Source organism: Parvibacter caecicola, assembly GCF_003725335.1.
Taxonomy (GTDB): Bacteria; Actinomycetota; Coriobacteriia; order Coriobacteriales; family Eggerthellaceae; genus Parvibacter; species Parvibacter caecicola.
Map to the genome: position 1 here is coordinate 102,184 of NZ_QIBY01000003.1, position 22,543 is coordinate 124,726.

At 62.4% G+C, this 22,543-nt stretch carries 20 protein-coding genes; 11 read left to right on the forward strand and 9 right to left on the reverse strand.

Annotation, left to right across the window (positions count from 1 at the left end; translation table 11 throughout):
- The first annotated feature begins 100 nt into the window (after window positions 1-100).
- Window positions 101-1,348, forward strand: coding sequence for an aldo/keto reductase (locus DMP11_RS03570; protein WP_123185133.1), 1,248 nt, complete (start codon window positions 101-103; stop codon window positions 1,346-1,348).
- A gap of 124 nt (window positions 1,349-1,472) precedes the next feature.
- On the opposite strand, the gene DMP11_RS03575 is transcribed toward DMP11_RS03570, so the two are convergent.
- Together DMP11_RS03575 and DMP11_RS03580 are read right to left on the reverse strand one after the other, a co-directional pair.
- On the reverse strand, window positions 1,473-2,135 hold the full coding sequence (locus tag DMP11_RS03575) for a 4Fe-4S dicluster domain-containing protein (RefSeq protein WP_123185134.1): 663 nt from the start codon (window positions 2,133-2,135) through the stop codon (window positions 1,473-1,475).
- A gap of 3 nt (window positions 2,136-2,138) precedes the next feature.
- The gene (locus DMP11_RS03580; RefSeq protein ID WP_123185135.1) at window positions 2,139-5,105 is read right to left on the reverse strand and encodes a molybdopterin-containing oxidoreductase family protein; all 2,967 of its coding nucleotides are present in this window, start codon (window positions 5,103-5,105) and stop codon (window positions 2,139-2,141) included.
- 131 nt (window positions 5,106-5,236) lie between these two features.
- Between DMP11_RS03580 and DMP11_RS10255 the strand changes: the two genes are divergently transcribed.
- Together DMP11_RS10255 and DMP11_RS03590 are read left to right on the forward strand one after the other, a co-directional pair.
- Window positions 5,237-5,386 (forward strand): hypothetical protein, encoded by a 150-nt coding sequence (locus DMP11_RS10255; RefSeq protein WP_161555282.1) that lies wholly within the window; start codon window positions 5,237-5,239, stop codon window positions 5,384-5,386.
- Window positions 5,387-5,411: 25 nt separating this feature from the next.
- Entirely contained in the window at window positions 5,412-6,338 is a 927-nt protein-coding gene (locus DMP11_RS03590) for a LysR family transcriptional regulator (protein ID WP_123185137.1), read from the forward strand.
- A gap of 2 nt (window positions 6,339-6,340) precedes the next feature.
- Here the strand turns inward: DMP11_RS03590 and DMP11_RS03595 are convergent, their stop codons facing one another.
- The 5 genes from DMP11_RS03595 to DMP11_RS03615 all read right to left on the reverse strand — a co-directional run bounded on the left by DMP11_RS03595 (window position 6,341) and on the right by DMP11_RS03615 (window position 10,444).
- On the reverse strand, window positions 6,341-7,273 hold the full coding sequence (locus DMP11_RS03595; protein WP_123185138.1) for a HipA domain-containing protein: 933 nt from the start codon (window positions 7,271-7,273) through the stop codon (window positions 6,341-6,343).
- A 62-nt stretch (window positions 7,274-7,335) separates the two neighbouring features.
- Window positions 7,336-7,977, reverse strand: coding sequence for a helix-turn-helix domain-containing protein (locus tag DMP11_RS03600; protein ID WP_161555283.1), 642 nt, complete (start codon window positions 7,975-7,977; stop codon window positions 7,336-7,338).
- Window positions 7,964-8,632, reverse strand: coding sequence for a DUF3990 domain-containing protein (locus DMP11_RS03605; protein WP_123185140.1), 669 nt, complete (start codon window positions 8,630-8,632; stop codon window positions 7,964-7,966). The genes DMP11_RS03600 and DMP11_RS03605 overlap by 14 nt, the downstream gene beginning before the upstream one ends.
- Window positions 8,633-8,788: 156 nt before the next feature.
- Window positions 8,789-9,205, reverse strand: a complete 417-nt coding sequence (locus DMP11_RS03610) for an MGMT family protein (RefSeq protein WP_123185141.1) — start codon at window positions 9,203-9,205, stop codon at window positions 8,789-8,791.
- Window positions 9,206-9,481: 276 nt separating this feature from the next.
- Window positions 9,482-10,444: a DUF5692 family protein gene (locus tag DMP11_RS03615; RefSeq protein WP_123185142.1), complete on the reverse strand. Its 963-nt coding sequence runs from the start codon at window positions 10,442-10,444 to the stop codon at window positions 9,482-9,484.
- Between the two features lie 230 nt (window positions 10,445-10,674).
- On the opposite strand from DMP11_RS03615, the gene DMP11_RS03620 reads away from it, so the two are divergent.
- From DMP11_RS03620 to DMP11_RS03650, 7 genes are all read left to right on the forward strand, one after another.
- A complete protein-coding gene (locus tag DMP11_RS03620) occupies window positions 10,675-11,292 on the forward strand; it encodes a TetR/AcrR family transcriptional regulator (RefSeq protein ID WP_235869382.1) in 618 nt (205 codons plus the stop codon).
- A gap of 244 nt (window positions 11,293-11,536) precedes the next feature.
- Window positions 11,537-14,041, forward strand: a complete 2,505-nt coding sequence (locus DMP11_RS03625; RefSeq protein WP_123185144.1) for a molybdopterin-dependent oxidoreductase — start codon at window positions 11,537-11,539, stop codon at window positions 14,039-14,041.
- A 13-nt stretch (window positions 14,042-14,054) separates the two neighbouring features.
- Window positions 14,055-14,672 (forward strand): 4Fe-4S dicluster domain-containing protein, encoded by a 618-nt coding sequence (locus tag DMP11_RS03630; protein ID WP_123185145.1) that lies wholly within the window; start codon window positions 14,055-14,057, stop codon window positions 14,670-14,672.
- Window positions 14,673-14,680: 8 nt separating this feature from the next.
- Window positions 14,681-15,859, forward strand: a complete 1,179-nt coding sequence (gene nrfD, locus DMP11_RS03635; RefSeq protein ID WP_123185146.1) for an NrfD/PsrC family molybdoenzyme membrane anchor subunit — start codon at window positions 14,681-14,683, stop codon at window positions 15,857-15,859.
- Between the two features lie 167 nt (window positions 15,860-16,026).
- Complete coding sequence (locus DMP11_RS03640; protein ID WP_123185147.1) at window positions 16,027-16,911, forward strand: MarR family transcriptional regulator; 885 nt, start codon at window positions 16,027-16,029, stop codon at window positions 16,909-16,911.
- A 1-nt stretch (window position 16,912) separates the two neighbouring features.
- Complete coding sequence (locus DMP11_RS03645; RefSeq protein WP_161555284.1) at window positions 16,913-19,270, forward strand: molybdopterin-dependent oxidoreductase; 2,358 nt, start codon at window positions 16,913-16,915, stop codon at window positions 19,268-19,270.
- Window positions 19,260-19,928 carry a 4Fe-4S dicluster domain-containing protein gene (locus tag DMP11_RS03650; RefSeq protein WP_123185149.1) on the forward strand — a complete coding sequence of 223 codons (669 nt, stop codon included), beginning with the start codon at window positions 19,260-19,262 and terminating at the stop codon, window positions 19,926-19,928. Before DMP11_RS03645 ends, DMP11_RS03650 begins: the two co-directional genes overlap by 11 nt.
- A gap of 66 nt (window positions 19,929-19,994) precedes the next feature.
- Here the strand turns inward: DMP11_RS03650 and DMP11_RS03655 are convergent, their stop codons facing one another.
- Complete coding sequence (locus DMP11_RS03655) at window positions 19,995-20,303, reverse strand: Txe/YoeB family addiction module toxin (RefSeq protein ID WP_235869383.1); 309 nt, start codon at window positions 20,301-20,303, stop codon at window positions 19,995-19,997.
- Window positions 20,297-20,548: a type II toxin-antitoxin system Phd/YefM family antitoxin gene (locus DMP11_RS03660; protein WP_123185150.1), complete on the reverse strand. Its 252-nt coding sequence runs from the start codon at window positions 20,546-20,548 to the stop codon at window positions 20,297-20,299. Before DMP11_RS03660 ends, DMP11_RS03655 begins: the two co-directional genes overlap by 7 nt.
- Window positions 20,549-20,892: 344 nt before the next feature.
- Here DMP11_RS03660 and DMP11_RS03665 point away from each other — a divergent pair, with 344 nt between their 5' ends.
- On the forward strand, window positions 20,893-22,452 hold the full coding sequence (locus DMP11_RS03665; RefSeq protein WP_123185151.1) for an MFS transporter: 1,560 nt from the start codon (window positions 20,893-20,895) through the stop codon (window positions 22,450-22,452).
- Window positions 22,453-22,543: the final 91 nt, after the last annotated feature.

The window sequence follows — 22,543 nt, forward strand, 5'->3', positions numbered from 1 at the left end:
GGGTTCACGCCCGCGAACCTCCCGTCAGTTCCCCAAAAGCGGCCCATGGGCTACCATATTGCCCGAACGCACAACTGCGCGAGAGGCAAAGGGGAAGCACATGATTTACGACGAATTCCTGGGAAGCGCCGTTGGCCTGCTGGGCTTTGGCGCCATGCGACTGCCGGTGGTGGACAGCGACCAGGCGGCCATCGACCAGCCAGCGCTGGACGCCATGGTGGACACCGCCATTGCCAGCGGTGTGAACTACTTCGACACCGCCTACCCCTACCACGACGGCCTCTCGGAAGTGGCGCTGGGCAAAAGCCTAGCCCGCTATCCGCGCGACAGCTACTACCTGGCGGACAAGTATCCTGGCCACCAGATTGCCGACAGCTACAACCCGGCACAGATCTTCGAGGAGCAACTGGCCAAGTGCGGGGTGGGCCACTTCGATTTCTACCTGCTGCACAACGTGTACGAGAACTCCATTGACGTGTACACCGATGAGAAATGGGGCATCGCCGACTACTTTGCGGAGCAAAAGCGGCTGGGGCGCATCTCCCATCTGGGCTTTTCCAGCCACGGGCGCCCCGACAACCTGGCTGCGTTCCTGGATTACGGCGCCCGCAAGTACGCCGCGCTGAAGGAGAAGGCCCCTGAAGTGGCCGCGCTGTTCGCCGGCGAGAACATCTTTGAGTTCTGCCAGATTCAGCTGAACTATCTGGACTGGACCTTGCAGCGGGCCGAGGAAAAGTGCGCGATGCTGGAAAACGCCGGGGTGCCGGTGGTGGTGATGGAGCCACTGCGCGGGGGCCGGCTTGCCCAACTGGAACCGGCGCAGATGGATGCGTTGGAAACGGCCGCGGCCGGGCGCAGCGCGGTGGAGTGGTCGTTCCGATGGCTGCAAGGGCTCGGCAACGTGAAGGTGGTGCTGAGCGGCATGAGCAACCTGGAGCAGGTGCAGGACAACTGCCGCATCTTCGCCGAACGCCAACCGCTGGCCGCCGTCGAAGCCGCCGCGCTGCTGGAAGTGGCGGAAACCCTGAAAGGCGGCGTGCCCTGCACGGCGTGCCGCTACTGCGTGGACACGTGCCCGAAGCAAATAGACATCCCCATGATGCTGGCCACCTACAACGACCTGCAATTCGCCAGCAGCTTCACCGTGTCGATGCAGATGGACGCCGTGGAAGAGGAGCACCGGGCCGCCGATTGTATCGATTGCCGCCGCTGCAGCCGCCTGTGCCCCCAGGGCATCGACATCCCCGAGGCGCTGTCCGAGCTAGCTGGCGCGCTGGAGAAAATGCCGAAATGGGCCGACCTCTGCCGCCAACGGGAAGAAGCCGCCCGCGCCCTGCGCCAAAAGTAACGGCCCTTCCCAACCGCCACAACCAAAGGCCCCGCAGCACCATGCCGCGGGGCCTTTAACTAAACCGGATGGCCGCCTATGATTGCAAGGGGGATTGGGGGAAGCGGCCATCCCACCGATTTTGCTACTTTTCGCCCTTCCATTCGGCGTTGCGCAAAATGTATACGAAGCTGGGATCGTTACCTGCATTAGGCAAATGGTGAACGTCGGCATCGGAATAATCCTCGCACAGTTCGCCAAGGGTGGTGAAGGTGGTGAGCACCGCATCGTAACCCACATCGCCCCCATGCCCCACGCGGCCGGCACCGGCAAAGCTATCCAACCCTTGCTCTAAGTCGCCGAAGAAACGGGCGCGGGCGCCACACTGGGCCACGCACTGGGGCAACTCCCCTTGGGCTATCTTCTGCTCGCACAGGGTGCACTTCTCCACTACTCGCTCTTCTTCGTTCAGGTAGCGCACGTTGTAAGGGCAGGCCATGGCGCAGAACTGGCAACCGATGCATTTCTCCTTGTCAATCTGCACCGTACCGTCATCCAGCTTGCGGGAGGCCTCGGTAGGGCACACGCTCACACAGGCAGGGTTTTCGCAGTGCTGGCACTGCACGGGAAGAAAATACATCGACACGTCTTCCCAACTGGCCTTCTCCGGCTTGTCGAAGGGCCCGATGCGCAGCACTTTGTTCCAGAAGGACCCCACATCCACCCCGTTGACTACCTTGCAGGCCACAACGCAGCCCAGGCATCCGACGCAACGATTGAGGTCGGTGGCAATTGCGTACTGGGTCATGATTTACTCCTCCCCGCCGTACACGAGCTTCGCCCATTCCTTCAGGCGCGGATCGCTCGCATCGTGGATAATCTCGGTGCCATCGTTGCCGCAGGGCACAGGGTTGCCAAATGGCGAATTCTCAGGCGTGGCCTTGTAGATCTTCACCGGATAGGCGCGCAAATACGTGGCAGCGCAATGGCGGTCGCGCAGCTCGCGAGTTACCAGGCAATTCACGCCTGAAAGCTGGAAGCCGTGGTCGGCCTGAGGCAGCTCCGGATACCACCATTGGTGCTCGCAGTTGATTACGCCGGATTCGATTCCCGCATAAATATCGGCCACCTGGCGAATCTTGCCATTCTCGTTTTCGATCCAAACCCAATCGCCCTGCTCGATGCCGTACTTCTCGGCATCCTCGGGATGGATTTCCACACGGGGGCACGGCCACTGCTCGCGGCACCAGGGCAGCTGGCGGTGTTCGCTGTGGAAGTACACCGGAATGCGGCGGCCGGTGTTGCAAATGAGCGGGTACTCCCCTTCCAGCTCGGGCGCTGCGCTGAAGGACAGCGGAGGCGTGCGCCAGTCGGGCAGAATATCACGAGCGGCATCGTCGTCACTGTAATAGCGGCTCGACTCCGGGCTGTAGAACGTCTCCATGGTGGTATTCCACAGCTCCATCTTACCCGTAGGCGTCTGGAAGCCCGGCAGCCCATCGGGGCGCAGCATTCCCAGTTCGTAGCGGCGGTACAGGCCCCAGGTGCCGCCATACTCCAGCCAACCGTCCGGATCGCCCGCCAGCGATTTCATGGTCATCTCTTTGCAGTCCCACCAGCCATTTTCCTGGAACTGCTTTACCACCTCGGCCCAAGTCCACTTCATACCGGAAGCCTGCACAAACCAGTCGCAGTACTCCTCCTCGGTGGGCCAGGGATTTTCGGAGTCAGCGGAGAAGGGCACGCCCATGGCCTTGAACAGCTCGATGTTAAACACCACGTCGTATTTCACTTCGCCCGGCCGTTCGACGCACTGGACGTTCAGGCCCATGCCACCGGACGAACCCTGGGAAGGACGCGTGGCGTTGGCCTCCAGCCAATGGGCGCAGGGCACGATGATGTCAGCCACGTCGGCCAAAGGAGTGTGCCAGAAATCCGACACCACGAAGAAATCCAGGCTGCGCATCGACTCGTAGTTGTACAGTGAATTGGCCATGTTCATGAAGTCGCCCGACTGGGCAATGCCGCCGCGAATGGGATAAGGGTCGCTGGTTTGAATCTGCTCGTAGCAGGCATTGGCATCGGCCCAGTACTGCCACCAGTGCATAACGGGGAAGTCCTGATATCCGGCCGTCTTCGCAATCACGTCTTCGCCGAATCCGCTGGTGTTCTCACGGCCGCCGCCCATGGTAACGTTGCCGCCGAAATTCACCTGCTGGGGGCTCAGGAAGCAAGTGGTGCCGCCACGGTTTCCCGCCGGCGTGTCCCAGTTGCCGGTAATGCCCACCAGGCAGTCCAGCGCGCGGGAGTTCTGGATGGCATTGCAACCGTGCTCGATGGCGAGCATGTAACCGATACCGCCGTTGCCATAGCCGCTCTCGGGGTCAAGACGGGTAGCGTAAGTTTTGGCCGCTAGCTCGATTTGGTCGGCAGCGATGCCCGTAATCTCGGCAGCCTTTTCCGGCGAGAACTCAGCGCAGCGCGCCTTGAACAGCTCCCATACCGGCACTGCGGTGTGGGTGGTGCCATCGGCCAGGGTCACTTGATAAGACCCTTCCAAAGCTGGGTCAATTTCCTGCACAAAGCCATCATCGGCAGTAAAGCCCGATTGCTCGGGGCAGAAGCCTTGGGAAACGCCGGGATACATGCCTTTTTGCTGCGGCTCGCGACCCACCAGTTTCATCTCCCAAGTCTGGCCCTCCCATTGACCAGTTTGAGCATCATAATAGGTGAGGCGATTGCCTATCGTGTCCCAGCACATCATTCGGAAGGGGCTGCCATCGGGGCGCAAGTCAGACTCCGTGAGCAAACGCGTCATGGTTTGGAAGACGCCCACCTGGAATTTTGCGCCAAAGGGGCCAGGGCTGGGCTGCATGTCCTCTACCACCAAGAAGGGGGCATCGGTCCATTTCTTCACGAAGGGCACATCGTACAGATCGTTCTCGATGATGACGTTCATCCAGGAAAGTGCCAATGCGCCATCGGTCTGGGGATACAGGTTCTGCCAAATAGTGGATTCCTTGCCCAGGTTGGTAAGGCGCGGGTCTACCGTGATGAACTCATCGGCGTTTTTGGCGGCGTCTACCGTCATGCGGCACGAGTCGTCATAGTTCGACATTTCGGTTGATCCGCCCCAGCGCACCATCACACGGGGCTGGTCAGTAGTGGCCTGCCAGCTGAAGGCGTAAGCGGAATTCATAAGGGTGGCGAAGTGGCGGGGCCCCTTGCACACCTGGTATGGGTGAACGGAGTTCGGCGACTCAAAGAGGATGCGGAACACGCCGTAAGAGCCCATGCACCAGCAACGGGACGTGCCCGACATCATCATGATGGAGGGGCCGCCGTACTTGTCGATAAGCTCCTGGTACTTTTGGGCCATCGTGGAATAGGCCTCGTCCCATGTGATACGCTGCCATTCGGCCACATCGGAATCCTTGGCGTTAGTGCGCTTGAGCGGATGCAGAATGCGGTCGGGGTGATAGGCCGCCTGGATGGATGACTGCGATTTCGCGCAGCAGTTGCCGCCGGAGGTGAAGCAGCTGGTATCGCCCTCCACTTTCACCGCGCGGCCGTTTTCCACCGTCACCCAAACGCCGCATTCCATCTTGCCGCAACCGCGACAGCAGGTGCGCACCCGCGTGATGCCCGCGCCCGCATCCGAGCGCTGCTGCCCCTCGGCAAACGATGTGCTTGCCACCGCCGCGCTCAAACCCGTGGCGGCAACGGTAACAGCAGCCATCTTTGCGAAGGTGCGGCGAGTAACCGTTAATCCCTTCATTGCTCCTCCTTCTTCTCTCTTCCCTGCGCAGTGCTGGCGGCCCGAAACGACCTGCTGGCACTGGCGACGGTGGCAGCATACGGGCCTATTGCCCACAACGGTGCATCGGAATCGGCCCACATAAGGACAGAATGGAAAAGGTGATTTCCAAGGAAGAGCTGTTGATGCACGCGAATTGGACAACTGCCCAATTCGCTAATGAGGTGATTCCATATTTGAATCACGATGCTTTTTACGCATCGCCCCAGCGGCACTGCATCACTGCTTCGGTATTAAAATAGCGAGAAAAGGGGAAATGGGGGCACTATGGATATTCGTTATTTCCAGGAATTCATTGAGCTCAGCAATCGATTGAATTTCCGCGATGCGGCTAAGAAGCTGTGCATGTCGCAATCTACGCTGAGCAAGCACATCTCCGCCATGGAGCGGGAATACGGCGTGAAGCTGTTCCGGCGCGACCGTCACGAGGTTGCCCTGACCGAAGCGGGCGTCACTCTTCTCGGCCAAGAGCTCGGAATTTGGGGGATGTACGAAGAATCGCTAGCTGCCGCCAGCAGCATGAGAGAAGCCGCCTCGCTCAACGTATGCGGGCTTTTGGGCAGCCCAAACGAGAACGCCACCACCCTGCAGCTTATCGGGCGCCTACGCAATCAAACCCCGAGCATCTCTTTGCATGTGGTGCGCTGCATCTCCAATGTGCCCACCGCTCTGGCCGCCCTCTTGCGGCAGAACGAGGCCGATTGTGTGCTGGCCTTTGGCCTCTCGAGCTCCATTGCCACGTGGGACGACGCCGACTTGTTCTCCGTAAATCCCATATGGCGCGCCCCTCTTTACTTAGTGGTGTCTAGCGCCAGCGCACTGGCAGCGAAAACAGCTTACACTGCGGAAGATTTGATTGGCGGCAACTTCATCCACCTTGCGGGCCCCCTGTTCACGCCCACCTGGAATCAAATCCAAATGCTACTAGAGCAACGGGGCATACCCCACACCGTCAAGCCCATCGCCACGTCTTCTGTGTACGATTACTCTAATCTCGAACTGGGAAACTGCCTCATGCTCATGCCTGCGGGCGAGCGTCCGGCCCTTGAAAACAACCCGAATTACGCGATCATTCCGCCGGCCGACCCTTCTCTGGCCATACAAGCGGAAGAGATGCATCTTGCACAGAACACAGGGCCCTCCATAGAAACGTTCATCAAAACCCTTCGCGAGGTTTACGGGAGTAGGGAGTAGCCCTACCTCCCTACAAGCGGCAGGATGCCTTCTTCATGGCGCTTGCGCAGAAGGCGCTTGTGCTCTTCGCGCATGGGAGCGGGCATGAGGGAGATGCCGTAGGCCTCCTCGGGAATGCTGTCGATGAGCCGCTCGATGGCCCCGAGGTCCACCGCAGCCGCAAAGCGGGCGATAGCGGCCCGCAAATCCGGATTGCTGGTTTTCGCCATGTAGTCGAAGGGATGAATGGCCGCACTTCCCCCTTCGCTATCGGGAAGTCGGTAACAAGACACATTCGTGCCGAAGGCGTCTTCCTTCCCCGCCTCGCTGTCATGCAACCGGCGTGCCGCCACGCTGGCACTACGCTTGCTGAAAAGACAGCTGCCCAAATCGTACACGGGCGCCAGCTCGTAGGTCATCGGCGCCACCATCAGCACGCCCCAGTTGCCATTGTTGCGGTCGGGGTTCTTCAGAAACGCATCCACCACGAACATGTCCCAAAAGCGCTCAAGCACACCGGGCACGCTTTGCAGCAAATCCGATGTCTCGATAGCCGCAAGCACATCACCCAAGTAAATGCTCTCGCCATCAGAGGGAGCCGAGTTGAAGCCGGCATCGTCATCCGACAGGGCATTCTTCACTTCGCGAAACTCGAACAACCGGGCATTGGGAAACGTGAAGTCTCTGCAGGCGCAAACGATTTTCCCCTTGCGATACCCCAACATGGTTTCATGAACGGGAATGCCCAGCAGACCGTAGATATGGGACCCCAAGTATTCCGAAACCGGGCTGGAGGTGTAGGAGGGCAGGTGCCGCCCCGCTAAATCCCGCGTGGTGCGCGGGTATTTGGCAATCCACGGTACCCCGTCAATCAGGATGCCTTCTTTTTGCCCCGCACGACCGCCGTAAAAGAGGCCACTGGCAGGGCAATCGCGCAAGTCGGCAATCTCAACCACGGCAACCTCCTTCGGCGCATCGAAAACAAGTTCCGCAATTGTAGCACGTTGCCGCGGGGGGCTTAGTTCAGGGGGTATTCCAGCAAGTCTTCTATGGAGCAGCCTAGGGCGCAGGCTAGCCGGAGCAAAGTGGCTCCCTGCGCGCGGTTCACGTCTTTTGCCCGCTGCTCGTATTGCTGAATGGCCCGCAGCGACACCCCCGACGCCTCCGCCAGCTGCCGCTGGGACAAGCCGCGGGTTCTCCGTTGCACCCTCAAGGGCGAAGGCCCCAACGCCAAGCGGGCCTCCATGGTTTCGCAGAACTTTTCCTCGGGAGCCTCGTGCAGCGGATGATAGAGAGCCACCACCTGCTCCATCGTCACCGAGCGCCCGATGATGCGAAACGGCCGGCCTGCGCTCCACTGCCAATGGGCCAAGGCCCAGCCGCACCAATACTCAGGAGTTTCCTCCAAGGCCACCTCATCGCACAGCGCCACGCCGGCATCCACCCCAGCCCGGTAGCACACGTCCAAGAACAGCTCCACGCCCGAAGAACCCGCCACGTAGCGCGGGCAGCCCTTCCCAAAAGCGTCCGCCACACCCGTGGCCACGAACAGCTCGAAAAACCTCTGCAGCGGCATATCGGCCTTATTCGCGGCGCAATCGAACGCCTCCCCCAGCACCTCGCGGGCGTCCGCCAGATAGCTTTCGTCATAAGCCCTCATTGCCGCCCCCTTGCAGGATATCGCGCAGGTAAAGGCCGCCGATGCCCAAGCGGCTCGCTTCCTCGCGGTACAGCCGGCGGGCATTTTCGTCCCGCTCCATCCGCTGAGGATAGTACACTTCGCTGGCCGCCGGACGCGCGCCTTCAAAACGCAAGCGCTCAAACGCCCGCGGGCTTTTCAGCACAACCTGTTCGCCCAAATTACCAAGGCGCATTGCGCGGCTCAGCTGTTCCAGTGCAATGTCGTTGCGAAGGAAGGCGCGCGCGAACGAGAAATAACTGTCATCGGCGCGGTAACCGCGAATGACGTCGTATTCTTCAATGGGCAGCAAATACCTTTCCCGAAGGAAGCGCTTGCCCTCAACGGCCACGGGCGTTTTCGCTTCAAATACCCGGTTTTCCACCAGTAACGCCAGCCAGTGGAGAATGGTATAGGGCTCCGCCGCCAGGTCCAACATCCGCAAGTCGGAGCTGTCGAAGACGTACTTGTTGGCGAATCCGCCCGCCCCTTCGGCGGCACACGCCCATTCGCAGGCCAACTCTTCATGCAGCGTGCAGTAAAAGCCCAGACCATAGTCGTTGTGCGGATTGCCCGCACCGAAGCAAGGGGTTTCGATTATCCGGGAAGATCCGTGGTAGAGGGTCAGCCGAGTCATGGGAGTCCTATCTCTGTGGAGATAGTTTCATTATAGCTGAAGTATCTCTGTGGAGATACCCTCACTTAAATAGTTGTTACGGCGCATTTGGCCTCGGCCCGCGCCGGCAGCAACCCACATGCGGGCCATTGCGTATGGCCCACCAACTCGCCGGGCCTATTCCCCTAGTTCGGCTTTCCAGTTGAAGTCGGGGGGCGGGCCTAGGGGGCCGTCGGCGTCAGAGCCTTCAGCGCCCGAGCGCACGGCCGAGCTGAGGCCGTCCCACTGGAACCGGTCCATCAGAACGCGGCCCTCTTCATCGAAGGCCACCCCTTCGTCGGCCAACATTTTCCGCTGCTCATCGGGGCCCCCGAAGGCGAAGCCAGTGGCCATGCGGCCGTCTTTGAACACCACGCGGTGGCAGGGGATGCAACCCTCATCGGTGCCAGGGTTGGGATTGCCGTGCAGCGCGTACCCCACGTAACGGGCCCCGCGCGGCGCCCCTATCAAAGCCCCCACCTGGCCGTACGTGGCCACCTTGCCTGCGGGGATACGCTGCACCACCGCGAAAACCCGCTGGGAAAAATCGCCCATGACGCTCCTTTCTTCGGCTCCATCATAGCGGAAAGTCGGCACTGGGGCCCTCCCCTCGCGAAACCCCCATGAGGCGCGCCGCCAGATCGCGCGGCATTGCGCCCCGTGCGATGCCGGCCCACGCGCCCGCGCCCCCGGCCGCGCGCGGCCTGCGCCGCAACAACCACTTCGCCAAAACTTGCCAGCGCACCGGCCCCAAAACGAAGGCTCCGCGACGCTGTGCCGCGGAGCCTTTCCAAACTGCCATCTATCGGGGACTTCCCCCAAACCAAACGCCTAGCGGTTCTCCTCCACAATGCGCTCATAAGGCTTGGTGCCGGCGTAAATCTCGTCCTTCAGCGGGTTCAGCTTCAGCTTGCGCACGCGATAGAACTGGTAGGCGGCCAGCGCCACGTTCGACAGCAGCGCCAACAGGCTAACCACGAAGAAGGCCGTGGGGTTGTGGGTGGTGGGGATGGGCGCTAGCACATCGGCGAACTGCGGCACCGTCATCACGAACATGATCCACAGCGCAAGGGTTTGGGCCCGATGCTGCAGCCATGCGCCTCGTTTGATGAAGAAGGTGGGGATGGTGCAGGCCAGCAGCAGCGCCAAACCGCAGTAGGCGGAATGGTCGGAGATGCAGTTGTAGGTGTAGGCGAAGTTCCACAGGTCGTAGCAGATGATCCAGGCCCAAATCATATCGGGCCAAATCATGTCCTTCGCCGAATCCTTCGAAATGAAAATGCCGAACCAACCGCAGATGGTGATGATGTTCAAGATGCCGGCGATGCCGTTCATGATGTTCCAGGGGCCCGAAATGGTCCAGAGGTTCTCCACCAGGCCGCCCTCCCACAGCGCGAAGCTGAACACCTGGAAGTCGCGCAGCACCGCCTCGGCGATATTGATGGCCAGAATCAGCGGCGGAAAGCAGAGCGCCCACTTCTTCTCGTACAGGTAGTGGGTTTTGCCATCGGCGCCCTTCCATTTCACGAAGCGCAGCGCCATGAAGCCCAGGCAGCCGGCAAGGGCGGAGTAGGTTTTCACCCAGTTGAACCAAGTGCCGGTGCCGTACTCGTTGCCGGGCGCGGCGGTAGTGGGCCACACGAAAATGGTCATCACGATGGGCAACACGGCGAACAGGGCCAGGCCGCACCACACCTTCACGCGGCCCAGTTCGTTGAAGGCCATCAGCGCGAACAGAACGAACAGCCAGATGGCCCAATACGTCGGGTCGGCCGCTTGATACAAAATACCCATGACGCTCCCCTTCCTCTTAATTTGCCCCCTCCCCGGGGCATCATTGCCCGCAGTCTACCATGCGCGGCATCCAGAAGTTTTTACATGGCGATGTGTTTTGTGAAAACGCTGATTTCGCTATCCTGTTAGCAGCTACCAACCGAGGGAACAGGGGCGCCATGGCCACCTCTCAACATTTCGCATCCTCTTTGGCGGAAGCCATATCGGCACCCCGACCGCCGAGGAAATCCTTGCGGGAATCACGGCGCCTCACGGGAACGCGGGGCGCCATCGTGGCCGCCGCTCGCCAGTTGTTCGAGCGGCAGGGCGTTGCGAGGACCACCGTGGCCGCCATTGCAAAAGCGGCCAATGTGACCCGCGAGCTGGTGTACTACCACTTCGGCAGCAAACAAAGGGTGATTTGCGCCGTAGTGGACGACTACGTGGAAGACCTCGTGGAAACCGTCATCGTATGGAACGAGTCGCGCGCGTTCGGCGACACTGCCGGCTCGCTTCGCAAGTGCATCAGACTGTTTCGCTACGCGCTCTACGATGCCTCCGGCCGGCCGCGCCCCATGATCGCGGTGCTGGAAGAGCTGGGCATACGCGATGCCTTTGACGTGCGAGCCACCAGGGAAACCGCCGAATGCCTGAGCAGCCACATCGCCGCCGAGTATGCCGCCTTCCACGAAGTGGAAATCGAGCTGGTGTTCGAGATGTTCTGTCTGGTGATTTTTGGCATGGTGGGCTTGGTGAAGGTGCAACCCGGAATCCCGGACGAGGCGTTGATGAAAGTGGTGGAGCAAACACTGCGGCTGGACATGGTACCGCTGGAAGCGCCAAGCGAAGCGAGCGCGGCATCTCGCTAAGCTGTGCGGCGCGGGTAACGCCGTTGCGGCCGCCTCAAAGGGCGGCAAGGCCAATGCTTGCACCCCATCGCGCGCCCTGAAAACCGCTGTTGCATTTTGTTCACTGAAATCCGCTAAAAAAGTTTTGTTTTCCCAGTTCACGGGCCTATTAGCCAAAAGTTGTTTCCTTGAATCGACCCCTTTTCCTCCCCTAGACTTTTACCTGTTGATGCAATCATTTCCATCAAAAGGAGAAGGAGGAGAAATGACCGATTCGTTCATCTCCCAGCACCGCTTGAGCCGCCGGGGTTTCCTGAAAACCACCGCCGCTGCGGCGGGGCTTTTGGGGGCTGCCGGCACCGGCATGTTGCTGGCGGGGGGCCTTCAAGCCACGGCCCACGCTGAGCCCAGCGAGACCATCGCCCGCACCTATCACCAAAGCCACTGCGGCGGTATGTGCGCCCTGGCTTGCACCGTAAGGGACGGCCGCCTGGTGAAGATTCAGCCCAACGGGGTGGGCAACCCGGACTTCCAAACCATCTGCCTCAAGGGCATTTCGGAAATCTCGCACATCTACGGCACCGGCCGCGTTCAGGCTCCCTTGAAGCGCACCGGTCAGCGGGGCGCGGGCGAATTCGAGCGCATCAGCTGGGACCAGGCGCTGGACGAAATAACCGCCCTGATCAAAGACACCCAGAGCGCTCACGGGAAAGACTCCCTGCTGGTGATGGCCACCTCCGAAGCCGACTTCGGGTTCCTTGGCCCCATGCTGGGGGCGCAAGACGGCGGCCTTACCGGCATCGACGTGGGAGTGGGCAACGGCCTCGACCCCGCCACTGGCCTGGGCGGCGGCTTCGCCATGGGAGCGCCGGAGGCCCGCGACTGGCAGCGGTCGAAGCTGGTTCTCACCGTGGGATCCAACTACTGCGAGTCCAGTCTGCCCAACGCCTTCACCTTCGCCGATGCGAAAGAGGCCGGCGCCCACATGGTAACCGTAGACCCCCACTACTCCACCACCGCCTGCAAATCCGATGAGTGGATTCCCATCGAGCCGGGCACCGATGCCGCGCTGTTCTTGGGAATGGCCTCCCATATTCTGGACAAGGGCCTGGTAGACGAGCAGTTCGTGAAGCTGCACACTAGCCTGCCCTTCCTGGTGAACGCCACCACCGGCCAGCTTGCCCGTCACCACGGCGATGCCGCCATCGAGGTGGACGAAGCCAACTTCGCCACCAACCCCAACGCCGGCGCCGGCGAGATTGGCCCGCTGGCCATCGGCGGCAACCAGGCGGAAGGCACCACCGACGGGGCCGCCCCCGCAGTGCCGGAGACCGGCGAGCAGAACCCCTTCTATGTGATTGACGGCGAAAGCGGCAAGGTGCAGCGCTACGACCTTTGCGACAACCCGCAGCTGGAGGGAAGCATCACCCTGAACGGCACCGAATACGTTACCGCCTACAGCCTGCTGCTGGAAACCCAGCGCCCCTACACCACCGAATGGGCCGCCGGCGTCACCGGCATTCCGCAGCAGCGCATCGAGGCCTTGGCCGAAGAGTACGCCGAGGGGCCCTCTTCGCTGGCGCTGGGCTGGGGCGGCAACGACAAGATGACCAACGCCGACATCTCCGGCCATGCGGCGGCCGTGCTGGTGGCCCTGACTGGCAACATCGGCAAGCCCGGCGCTGGCGTGGGCGTGTACGTGGGCCCCTCCTATAACGGCTACGGCGTGGCGCTGGGCGGTTGGGCCATGCCGGAAGATTGGGCCATGATCCCCTCTCCGGTGAGCCTCTACGACATGCCCTTCAAGGAGAACAACGTGCACGGCGCCATCTTCTGCGGCGATTTCGTGGCCCAGCACGTGGCCGCCATGGACAACCTCACCGCCTGGGTGGACACGCTGGACTTTGTGGTGTCCATCGACCCCTACTTCACCGAAGGGGCCAAATGGGCCGACTACGTGCTGCCGGCCACCAGCCGCTTCGAATACGACGAACCCTTCGGCAACGTGAAAGGCGGCTACAGCCAAATCGTCATCCAGGAAAAGGTGATCGACCCCCTGTTCGAGGCCAAAACCGACCTGTGGATCACCCGCGAGATTGCCAAGCGCCTGGGGCTGGAAGCGGGCCTTCCGCCCACCGCCACCGACCGCTGCAACGCCGTGCTGGCCAGCTCGCCCGAGCCGTGGGTGGCCGAACTGACCGTGCAGCAAATTTCCGAAGCCGGCGCCGTATGGCCGGTGCCCGACCGCGACACCATTCGCGAAGTGGTGCCCGACCTGGTGTTCCCCACCATCTCCACCCGCATGGACGTGTACTACGACAACCTGGTGGACTTCGGCCAAGAACTGCCCCAGTGGGAGCCCTGCACTGAAATTGCCGACCAGGAGCTGCGGCGCCAATTCCCGCTGCAGCTGTCCAATGTGCGCACCCGTTTCCGCATCCACAACCAGTTCTACGATGCCGACTGGCTGCAGCTGCTGTACGAGCCGCTGATCATGGTGAACCCCCAAGACACCGAAAGCCGCGGCCTGGTAACCGGCGACACGGTGCGCGTGTTCAACAACCGCGGCAGCTTCGAGGTGAAGGTGGCCGCCAACAGCGCCATCCGCCCCGGCACGGCCCGCATCTACGAGGCCGCCACCGCCCTGTACAACGTGGCGGGCAACCTACAAAGCACCACCAACGACACCCTCATCGAACGGGGCGGGGCCCTGATGTGCGGTCCGGTGATTCCGTTTTCGGACACCCTGGTGCAAATCGAGAAGGCCTAAGGAGGAACAAGGAATGACCCGATTGTCCATTGCCATAAACCTGGACCGTTGCGTGGGGTGCCACACCTGCACCATGGCGTGCAAGATGCAGAACAACGTGCCCGAGGGGCTTCTGTGGAACCGCGTGCTCACCAGCAACTGCGACGTGGTGGACGGCGCCGAGGGCAGCTATCCCAACGTGAGCCGCGTGTACACGCCGGTGGCCTGCCAGCACTGCCAGAACGCCGCCTGCCAGCGGGTGTGCCCCACCGGCGCCACCTACAAAGACGAGCTGGGCCGCGTGGAAATCGACTACGACAAGTGCATCGGTTGCCGCATGTGCATGGCCGCCTGCCCCTACAACGCCCGCGTGTTCAACTGGCAGACGCCGGTGCGCACCACCGGGGCCAATTACGGCGGCGCCGACGTGCCGGTGCGCCCCAAGGGCGTGGCAGAGAAGTGCACCCTGTGCAAAGAGCGCACCGATGCCGGCGAGGCCCCCATGTGCGTGGTGTGCTGCCCCGCCCATGCCCGCATCTTCGGCGACCTGGACGACCCCGAAAGCGAAATCTCCCGTCTGGTGCTTGAGCGCCACGCGTACCAACTGCTGGAAACCATGGGCACCGAACCTTCGGTCCGCTATTTCGATTAGGAGAAGCCATGCAACTCATCAAGCGATACAAGGCCATCTCGGCGCTGCTGGCGGCGCTGGTAGTTGTGGGGGTGGGCTGCTGGGTGTACCAGCTCATGGTGGGCCTCACCGCCACGGGCATGAACAACGGCACCTCATGGGGCCTCTATATCACCAACTTCATGTTCTTCGTGGGACTGTCCGCCGGCGGCCTGATCGTTGCCTCCTCGGCCAGCGTGTTCCACATCGCCAAATTCAAGCAAGTGGCGCTGCCGGCCATCATCCTTTCCACCGTGTGCATTTGCGCGGCCGGCATGTTCGTACTCATCGACCTGGGCGGCGTGCAGAGGGTATGGCGCCTTGCAACCGGCCCCAACCCCACCTCTCCCCTGCTGTGGGACGTGTGCGTTATCACCTGCTACCTGGTTATCAACATCTGCTACCTGGTGTTCATGGCCAAAAACAACCAGCGTGCCATCTCCATCACCTCCCGTTTCGCGCTGCCCTGCGCCATCCTGGTGCATAGCGTAACCGCCTGGATCTTCGGTCTGGAAATTGCGAAGGAAGGCTGGCATTCCGCCATCTTGGCCCCCATCTTCGTGGCCTCCGCCATGGACTCTGGCCTGGCCCTTCTGCTGCTGGTGCTCTCCGCCCTGAAGAAGGCCCGCATCTTCGACACCTCCCGCGACCTCATGGCGTCGCTGGCGGGCCTGCTGGCCACCTGCATCGCGGTTGACGCCTTCTTCATTTTCTGCGAACTGCTCACCATGGCCTACAACGGCACCCACGGGGCAACCGTGATTTTGAACGAGCTATTCTTCGGCGCCACCGCCCCGTTCTTCTGGTTCGAGGTGATCGGCGGTTTGCTGGTGCCCTTCTGCATCTTGGTGTTCGCGAAGAACCGCCAGAAGCCGGCGGTGGTGAACGTGGCCTGCGCGCTGGTGGTGGCCGGCGTGTTCTGCAAGCGGGTGTGGCTGCTGTTCACCGCGTTCATCACCCCCAACGTGATGGGGGCGCCGGGGTTGATCAGCGGCTCCAGCGAGGCCATTCGGGAAACCGGCACCGCCTCCTTCGCCGTGCTCAGCTCTTATGCCCCCACCCCCATCGAGGTGCTGGTGGTAGTGGGCGTCATCGCTTTGGTGGCCCTGGGCTTCCTGGTGCTGGCCGGCTTCCTCATCAAGCCGGAAAAGGCCCGCAACGACCAATAGCCCCTCAGACGGAACACCGAGGGGGAGGCGCTCGGGCTTCTCGCCCGCGCCCATCCCCCCTCCATCGGCTATAATGGACACCCTTGAATCTCGGCCCGCCCGCCAGCGGGCCCTTTGCCGGGGCGCGCCCTTGCGGCGACGCCCCGCCCCCATGCAAGGAGCCGCCGATGGATGCCCGGAAGGCGCACCTGGTAACTTTGTGGTGCGCCGTTATCTCTAAGTTCGAGAAGGGGCTGGCCCGCTGCCTGGCGCCGCGCCTCACCGTGGTCCAGTACCGCGTGCTCGCCCATTTGGCCATGCCGGAGACCTGCGACGCCACCCCGGCTCGCCTGGCCTTTGCGGCATCCATGCGCCCCGACGACGTGAAGGGCGCGCTGGAGGCGCTTGCGGCATCCGGCCTGGTGCAGCCAAGGCCGGGCGGCGTCCCGCTCATCACAGCCCAGGGAAAAGACGCGCTCATCCGGGCGTCGGTGGCGGTGCAAACCTGGGGGCGCCGATGCCTGGAACCCCTCAGCCCCCATGAGCAGGATTACCTGTCCCAAATCGTCGGCGACGCGCTTGTGGTTCCGGGCAGCTATTTCGCCCTCCGCAGCGGTCCCCGCCCCGCCGACTGGGGCCCCATTCCCAAAATCACCACCCTGTGCGCCATCCACCAGGCCATGTGCCAGGTGGTGAAAAAGGACTGCGGCCTTTCGCTCACCGACTTCCGCTTCCTGTTAGAGCTGTTCCCGAAAAAACACCGGGGGCAAAAGCAGCTGAGGGCCCGCGATGTTACCGCCTGCCTGCGGGTGGGGCGCTCTTATGTCACCACCGCGTCGCTGCGGCTGGAGGAAGCCGGCCTCATCCAGCGCATCCCCGATCCCTCCGACGCGCGGGGCATCCTGTTTTGCCTCACTGCGGCCGGCGCCGATACCGTGCGCTCCGCCGGAGACGATATCTTCGTGCTGCTGTCATCGCTGTTCGGCGACCGTTTGGAGCAGCGGCAGTTCTTGATGCTCACCAAGCACTGGTTGCAGGCGGAAGATGCCGCCCTCGCAGGGGCGGAGGGCTAGCATGGCGGCCCCTTCTCGCCAGACGGTGCTTCAATCTTGTGGCTTCAACTGCGGCAGCCGCTGTCAACTGCGGCTGCAGGTGGAAGACGGCCGGGTGGCCTGGGTGGAAACCGACAACGCCCCCGATTCCGAAAACCTGCCCGCCCTGCGCGCCTGCCTCTGCGGTCGGGCTTGGGGCCATTGGGTGCACAGCCCCCAACGGCTGAACTACCCGCTCAAACGCACCGGGCCGCGCGGCTCCGGCCAGTTCCAGCGCATTTCCTGGGATGAAGCCCTCGATGAGACGGCTGCGCAGCTGAAGCGCATTGCCGAAACTTACGGGCCCGAAGCTATCTTCTTTCCCTTCGGCACCGGCGCCAGCGCCATGGGGGAATCGCCCATCGAGCGCGCAGTCAACTGCTACTGCGGGCACCTGCGCTTTCATTCCGATTACAGCAGCGCCCAGCTGCAGGCCGGAGCTATGGCGCTGTTCGGCGACGACGGCTACCTGAGCGGTTCTCCTTTGGAACAGCTCGAACACTCCGATTTGCTGGTGCTGTTCGGGTCTTCTCCCTCCACAACTCGTCAAGGAGGGGCCGCGAGCGGCCCTTTCCTCAGCCAACTGAGGCGACGCGCCGCCGAAGACGGACGCCCCTTGCCCGTTGTTTCCATCGACCCGCGCCACACCGCCGAAGTGCGTAGCCCCGAGGATTTGTGGATACCCATCCGCCCCGGCACCGACGCCGCCTTTGTGGCCGGCGTCATCTACCAGCTGATGGAGGACGGCAACGCCGACGAAGTGTTTTTGCGCGAGGGCTGCGTAGGGTTTTTCGAGGACACCCTCCCCGAAGGGGCGCCCAGCGGCAGCAGCTATTACGCCTACCTGCAGGGGCTTGGCCCCGATGGCGTGGCGAAAACGCCGGAGTGGGCGGCGTCGGTAACCGGCTGCCCCGCCCCCGTCGTTCGCCGCCTCGCCCAGCGCCTGACCCAAGCCAAGAGCGCCTTCATAACCCAAGGATGGGGGCCGCAGCGCAGCGAGTACGGTGAGCAAACCGCCCGCTCCATCTGCCTGTTGGCCCTGGCCAGCGGCCACTTTGGCAAGCCGGGCACCAACAGTGGCGTGCGCGAACCGATGCGGCCCAACAACACCCAGCTTCCCGGCGCCGGCGAAAACCCCGTGCGCGCCTCCCTTCCGGCGTTCATGTGGACCGAGGCGCTGACGCGCGGCACCGGTTTCACCGCAGCACACGGGCTGCAGGGCGCCCCGCAGCTGATGGCGCCCCTGAAAATGATCGTCCTTTACGGCAGCAACTGCCTCACCAATCAGCACGCCGCCATCAACGCCACCCACGATCTGCTATTCAACGAGGCGCTGTGCGAGTTCATAGTGGCGTGCGATGTGGTGCTGACCGATTCCGCCCGTTACGCCGACATCATCTTGCCCGAGCTTGCTCTGGGGGAACAGGAGAACATTGTGACCGCCGGCTACAGCGACCGGCTGGCGATGGTGCGGCAAGGGCATGCGTGGAACCATCACACCGCAGAGCGGATGTCCAGTTGGGAAATAGGCTTGGGACTGGCGCAACGACTGGGGGTTGAAAGCCGTTTCACCAGCGGTTTGGAAGGAAGCGGTCCGCTGGAGCATCACCGGAAGGAGGCCTTCGCCCTGCTTGCCGAAACCTCGGCTGGCGAAGAAGGGCAATCCGGGCCCTGCGGTTCGGACGCAAATGACCAGGCCGAAACGCGGGCGCCCCGCAAATCCCTCCCCTGCGCCTACGAGGCCTTCCGCCGCAATCCGGCGGCCTGCCCGCTGCCCACCCCTTCGGGGAAGGTGGAGGTGTATTCCGCGGCGCTGACTCGCCTGGCCAAAACCGCAGACCTCCCGCAGGGCCAGGCCATTTGCCCCATCCCCGCCTACGTTCCCGCCGCCGAGGGCCCCGAAGCGGCAAGGGCCGGCCAGTTTCCCCTGCAGTTCATCACCTATCACGGCCACCAGAGCATTCACTCAAATCTGGCCCATCTGGAAATCATGGACTCCGTGATGCCCCGCGCCCTGCAAGTGAACCCCGTCGACGGCGCCGCCTTCAATGTGGCCGACGGGCAGGCCGTGGTGGTTGAGAGCGAACGTGGCGCACTGGTGACCCACGTGCACCTAACGCCCCGTATCATGCCGGGCGTGGTGGCCCTGCCCAACGGGGCGTGGCACGATGCGGACATGGAAGGCTCGCGGCTGGACTGGGGCGGCTGCCCCAACACCCTCACGTCGCTTCGCCCCAGCCCCATAGCCAGGGGCAACGGCCAAAACAGCTGTCTCGTGCGGCTGCGCCCCCTCACCCCCGCCGAGCAAACAGAAGGGAGGGCGCGCGGCTATGACTGTTAAACCCCAGCCGACTGCCTCCGCCAAAGAAGGCAGCTCCAAGCGGCGCCAGTTCGGCTTTTCCTTCGACCAGAACCTCTGCACTGGGTGCCGCACCTGCGAAATGGCCTGCAAGGACTACCATCATCTGGGGGCCGGCGTGGCCTACCGCACCATCCACGAGTTCGCTGGCGGCAACTGGCAGCAAAACAGCGATGGCAGCTGGCAGCAAGACGTGTTCGCATTTTACGTGTCCATGTCCTGCAACCATTGTTCTAATCCTGCTTGCCTGCGGTTTTGCCCCTCCGACTCCATCGCCAAAGGCGAAGACGGTTTCGTGGTGGTGAACAGCGACACCTGCGTGGGGTGCCAATCGTGCATGATGGCCTGCCCTTACCACGCCCCCCGCTTCGACGAGGCCATTGGGAAAACGGTTAAGTGCGACGGCTGCCAAGCCCGCATCGACCAAGGGCTGGGGCCCGTGTGCGTGGAGGCGTGCCCGCAGCGGGCACTGGGGTTCGACGTGTACGCCCGGCTGTCCGACAGCCCTGCAGTTACCGAGCAGGTGGGCATGATGCCAGACCCCGAAATCACGCAGCCGAACTACGCCATCAGCCCATCCGAATTCGCCTGCGGCCCCCTCTCCGAAGGCGTCCGCCTCCTCAACTGCCGCGAAGTGTAATAACCCGACGCCCTGCCTTTTCCAGGGCCCAACTATGCAGAAACGCACTGTCCCAGTGCGTTTCTGCTACAGCTGCACGCCCTCGTAGTGGGTCCACATGCGCAGCACCTTTACCGTGCCTTGGTATTTCTGGCCGTCTTCTTCAACGGCTTCGGGAATTACCTCGTACACGAATCTGTGCTGCAAATTGATACGCCGGGAATACAACCCCTGAAGGTTGCCCACCAGCGCCTCGTAAGCCGGCGGTCTTCCAAACGGGTCGTGCCGCACCACTTCCACCAGCTGCTTCGCCTTTCCATCCAGACCAGCAGCCTTGAGCCTCTTCGCATCTTTTGCCGCCTGCCTGGCAAACACCACGCGGTACACGGCTACCACTCCAGCGCGTCTTCGGCCACGCAATCAACCAGCGCCTCGGCCCTTCCCTCCTGCAGGGATTCCACCAAGCCGGGCACCCCCGCCAGATACAGCGTCTCCTCGATAGCCGCCCAATCGTCCTCGCCAATGAGCACTGCGCCCTTGCCCTTGCTGTTAGTAATGGCAATGGGGGCACAGTTCGAATTCACCTGCGCGATGGTTTGGTAGATGTTCTGACGAAAAGCAGTGGCAGTGATGGAGGTCATGGGAGCCCCTTTCGTAATCCAGTGAAATCACTATAACGTACGCAAAAACGTACGTCAATGAAACCCACAGCACCACGCGATCGCCCACTTGGCTGCTTCGCCTTTTTTAGCGTGCCCGCCCTTCGCAAGGTGGGCACATTCTTTGCGCTCAAAAGGGTACAGCTATTTCACCAACTCTCCTCTGAACTGGGTATTCCAAATCGTTTTCAAACAGCCAGCCAACGCTCGCGCCTGTCTGCGGTTATCGGTTCTGTGCCGCGGCGGAAACATCGCGGAGGGCCGGGGCGAATTGGGGCGGCCGGGAATTAGAGTTGGGTGAAACCCCTGCTCTAAGGAGCCTGTCCATGACTGAAACGAGAGCCACCGAAAACTCCGAAACCGCCACCGCGCCTGCGACAACCGCGGCACCTGGCGCACCCGCTGCCACCCCGGCCCCCGCGGCGCCGGCCGTGAACTCCGCCGGCGTGCCGGCTGCCACCCCCAACCAGGGGGCTCTCGACGCTGTGGCTAAAGGGACCATCCCCACCGGCCGCGCCATGTGGGTGATGATGGCGCTGATGTTGGGCAGCAACTTGCTGGCCTCGTTCAATCAATCGCTCATGAACATCGCGCTCGACGGCGTGGCGGTCGAGTTCCACGTCAGCCTTTCGGTGGCCAACTGGATGGTACTGGGCTTCACCATCGTAGCGGCCACCGTCATCACCATGGCGGCATCGCTTTTGAAACGCTTCGGCATCCGCCGCGTGATGGGGTTCGGCTACTTGGCATCCCTCGTGGGCTCGCTGCTGGGCTTTTTCGCCTGGGACTTCTTCTCTATGCTGGCGGCCCGCCTCATCCAGGCGCTCACGGTGGGACTGTTCTTCCCCGTGGTTACCAGCGTCATCCTCACCATGGCCCCCAAGGGCAAAAAGGGCACCATGCTGGCCATCAACAGCGGCGCCATTGGCGTAGGGCTGGCCTTCGCCCCGCTTGTGGCCGGTCTGCTGATCACTTACACGGGGCTGCGCAGCCTGTTTCTGGTGCCGGCGGTGCTGTCGGTGGTGCTGCTGGTGCTGGGCTTCTTCTTCCTCCATGACATTTACCAGCGGGAGAACCGCCCCATCGACGCCCCCAGCGTGGTGATGAGCTTCGCTGGCCTGGGGCTTTTCATCTACGGCCTGAACGAGATCACCCGCACCTTCCTCCCCTCGCTGGCATTCATGATCGGCGGCGCCGTTGTCCTGGCGCTGTTCGCATGGCGGCAGTTCCGCATCAAAACACCGCTGCTGAACCTGAGTCCCTTCCGGCATCCGCGCTTCGTTGTCGGCGAAATGCTGATGATGCTGGGGTATATGGGCTCCATCTACATGAGCCTGCTGGTGCCGCTGTACCTGGAAGGAGCAGCCGGCTACACGGCGTTCGTGGCCGGCTGCCTGCTGGTGACGCCCATCCTCTGTTACGCCGGCGCCTGCTTCGTGGGGGGCCGCATCGAGGACAAGTACGGCATCTGGCCGCTGGTGCCCGGCGGGTTTTTGCTGATACTGCTGGGGTTCGTGGCCATGCAGGTGTTCTCCTCTGTAGGCATAGCCCTTGCGGTTGTGACCTGCGCCGCAGCCTCCTATATCGGCGTTGGCCTGGTGTTCCCCACCCTTAAGGCGGTGGATTTGGGGGCGCTGCCGGCGGCCATTTACTCCCACGGCTCTTCCATCCATTCCACCTTGGTGCAGATTGCCGGCTCGGTAGGGTCGGCCCTGTTCGTGGGCATCATGTCCGCCGATGCCGACCATCTCATGGCCACCGGGGCCACCAAGGCCGCCGCCTACGCCTACGGCTTCTCCCACACCATCATCATCAGCATCGTCATCCTGGCTGTGGCCTTCGTAGGCGCCACCATCTTCGCCAGCGTCATGCGAAAGCGCCGGTGAGACAAAGGGACGTCCCTAATGTCTCACGCACTCCCTCCTTGCGCTTTGAGCCATGCGATGATTCGCATGAGACGTTAGAGTTGTCCCTTTG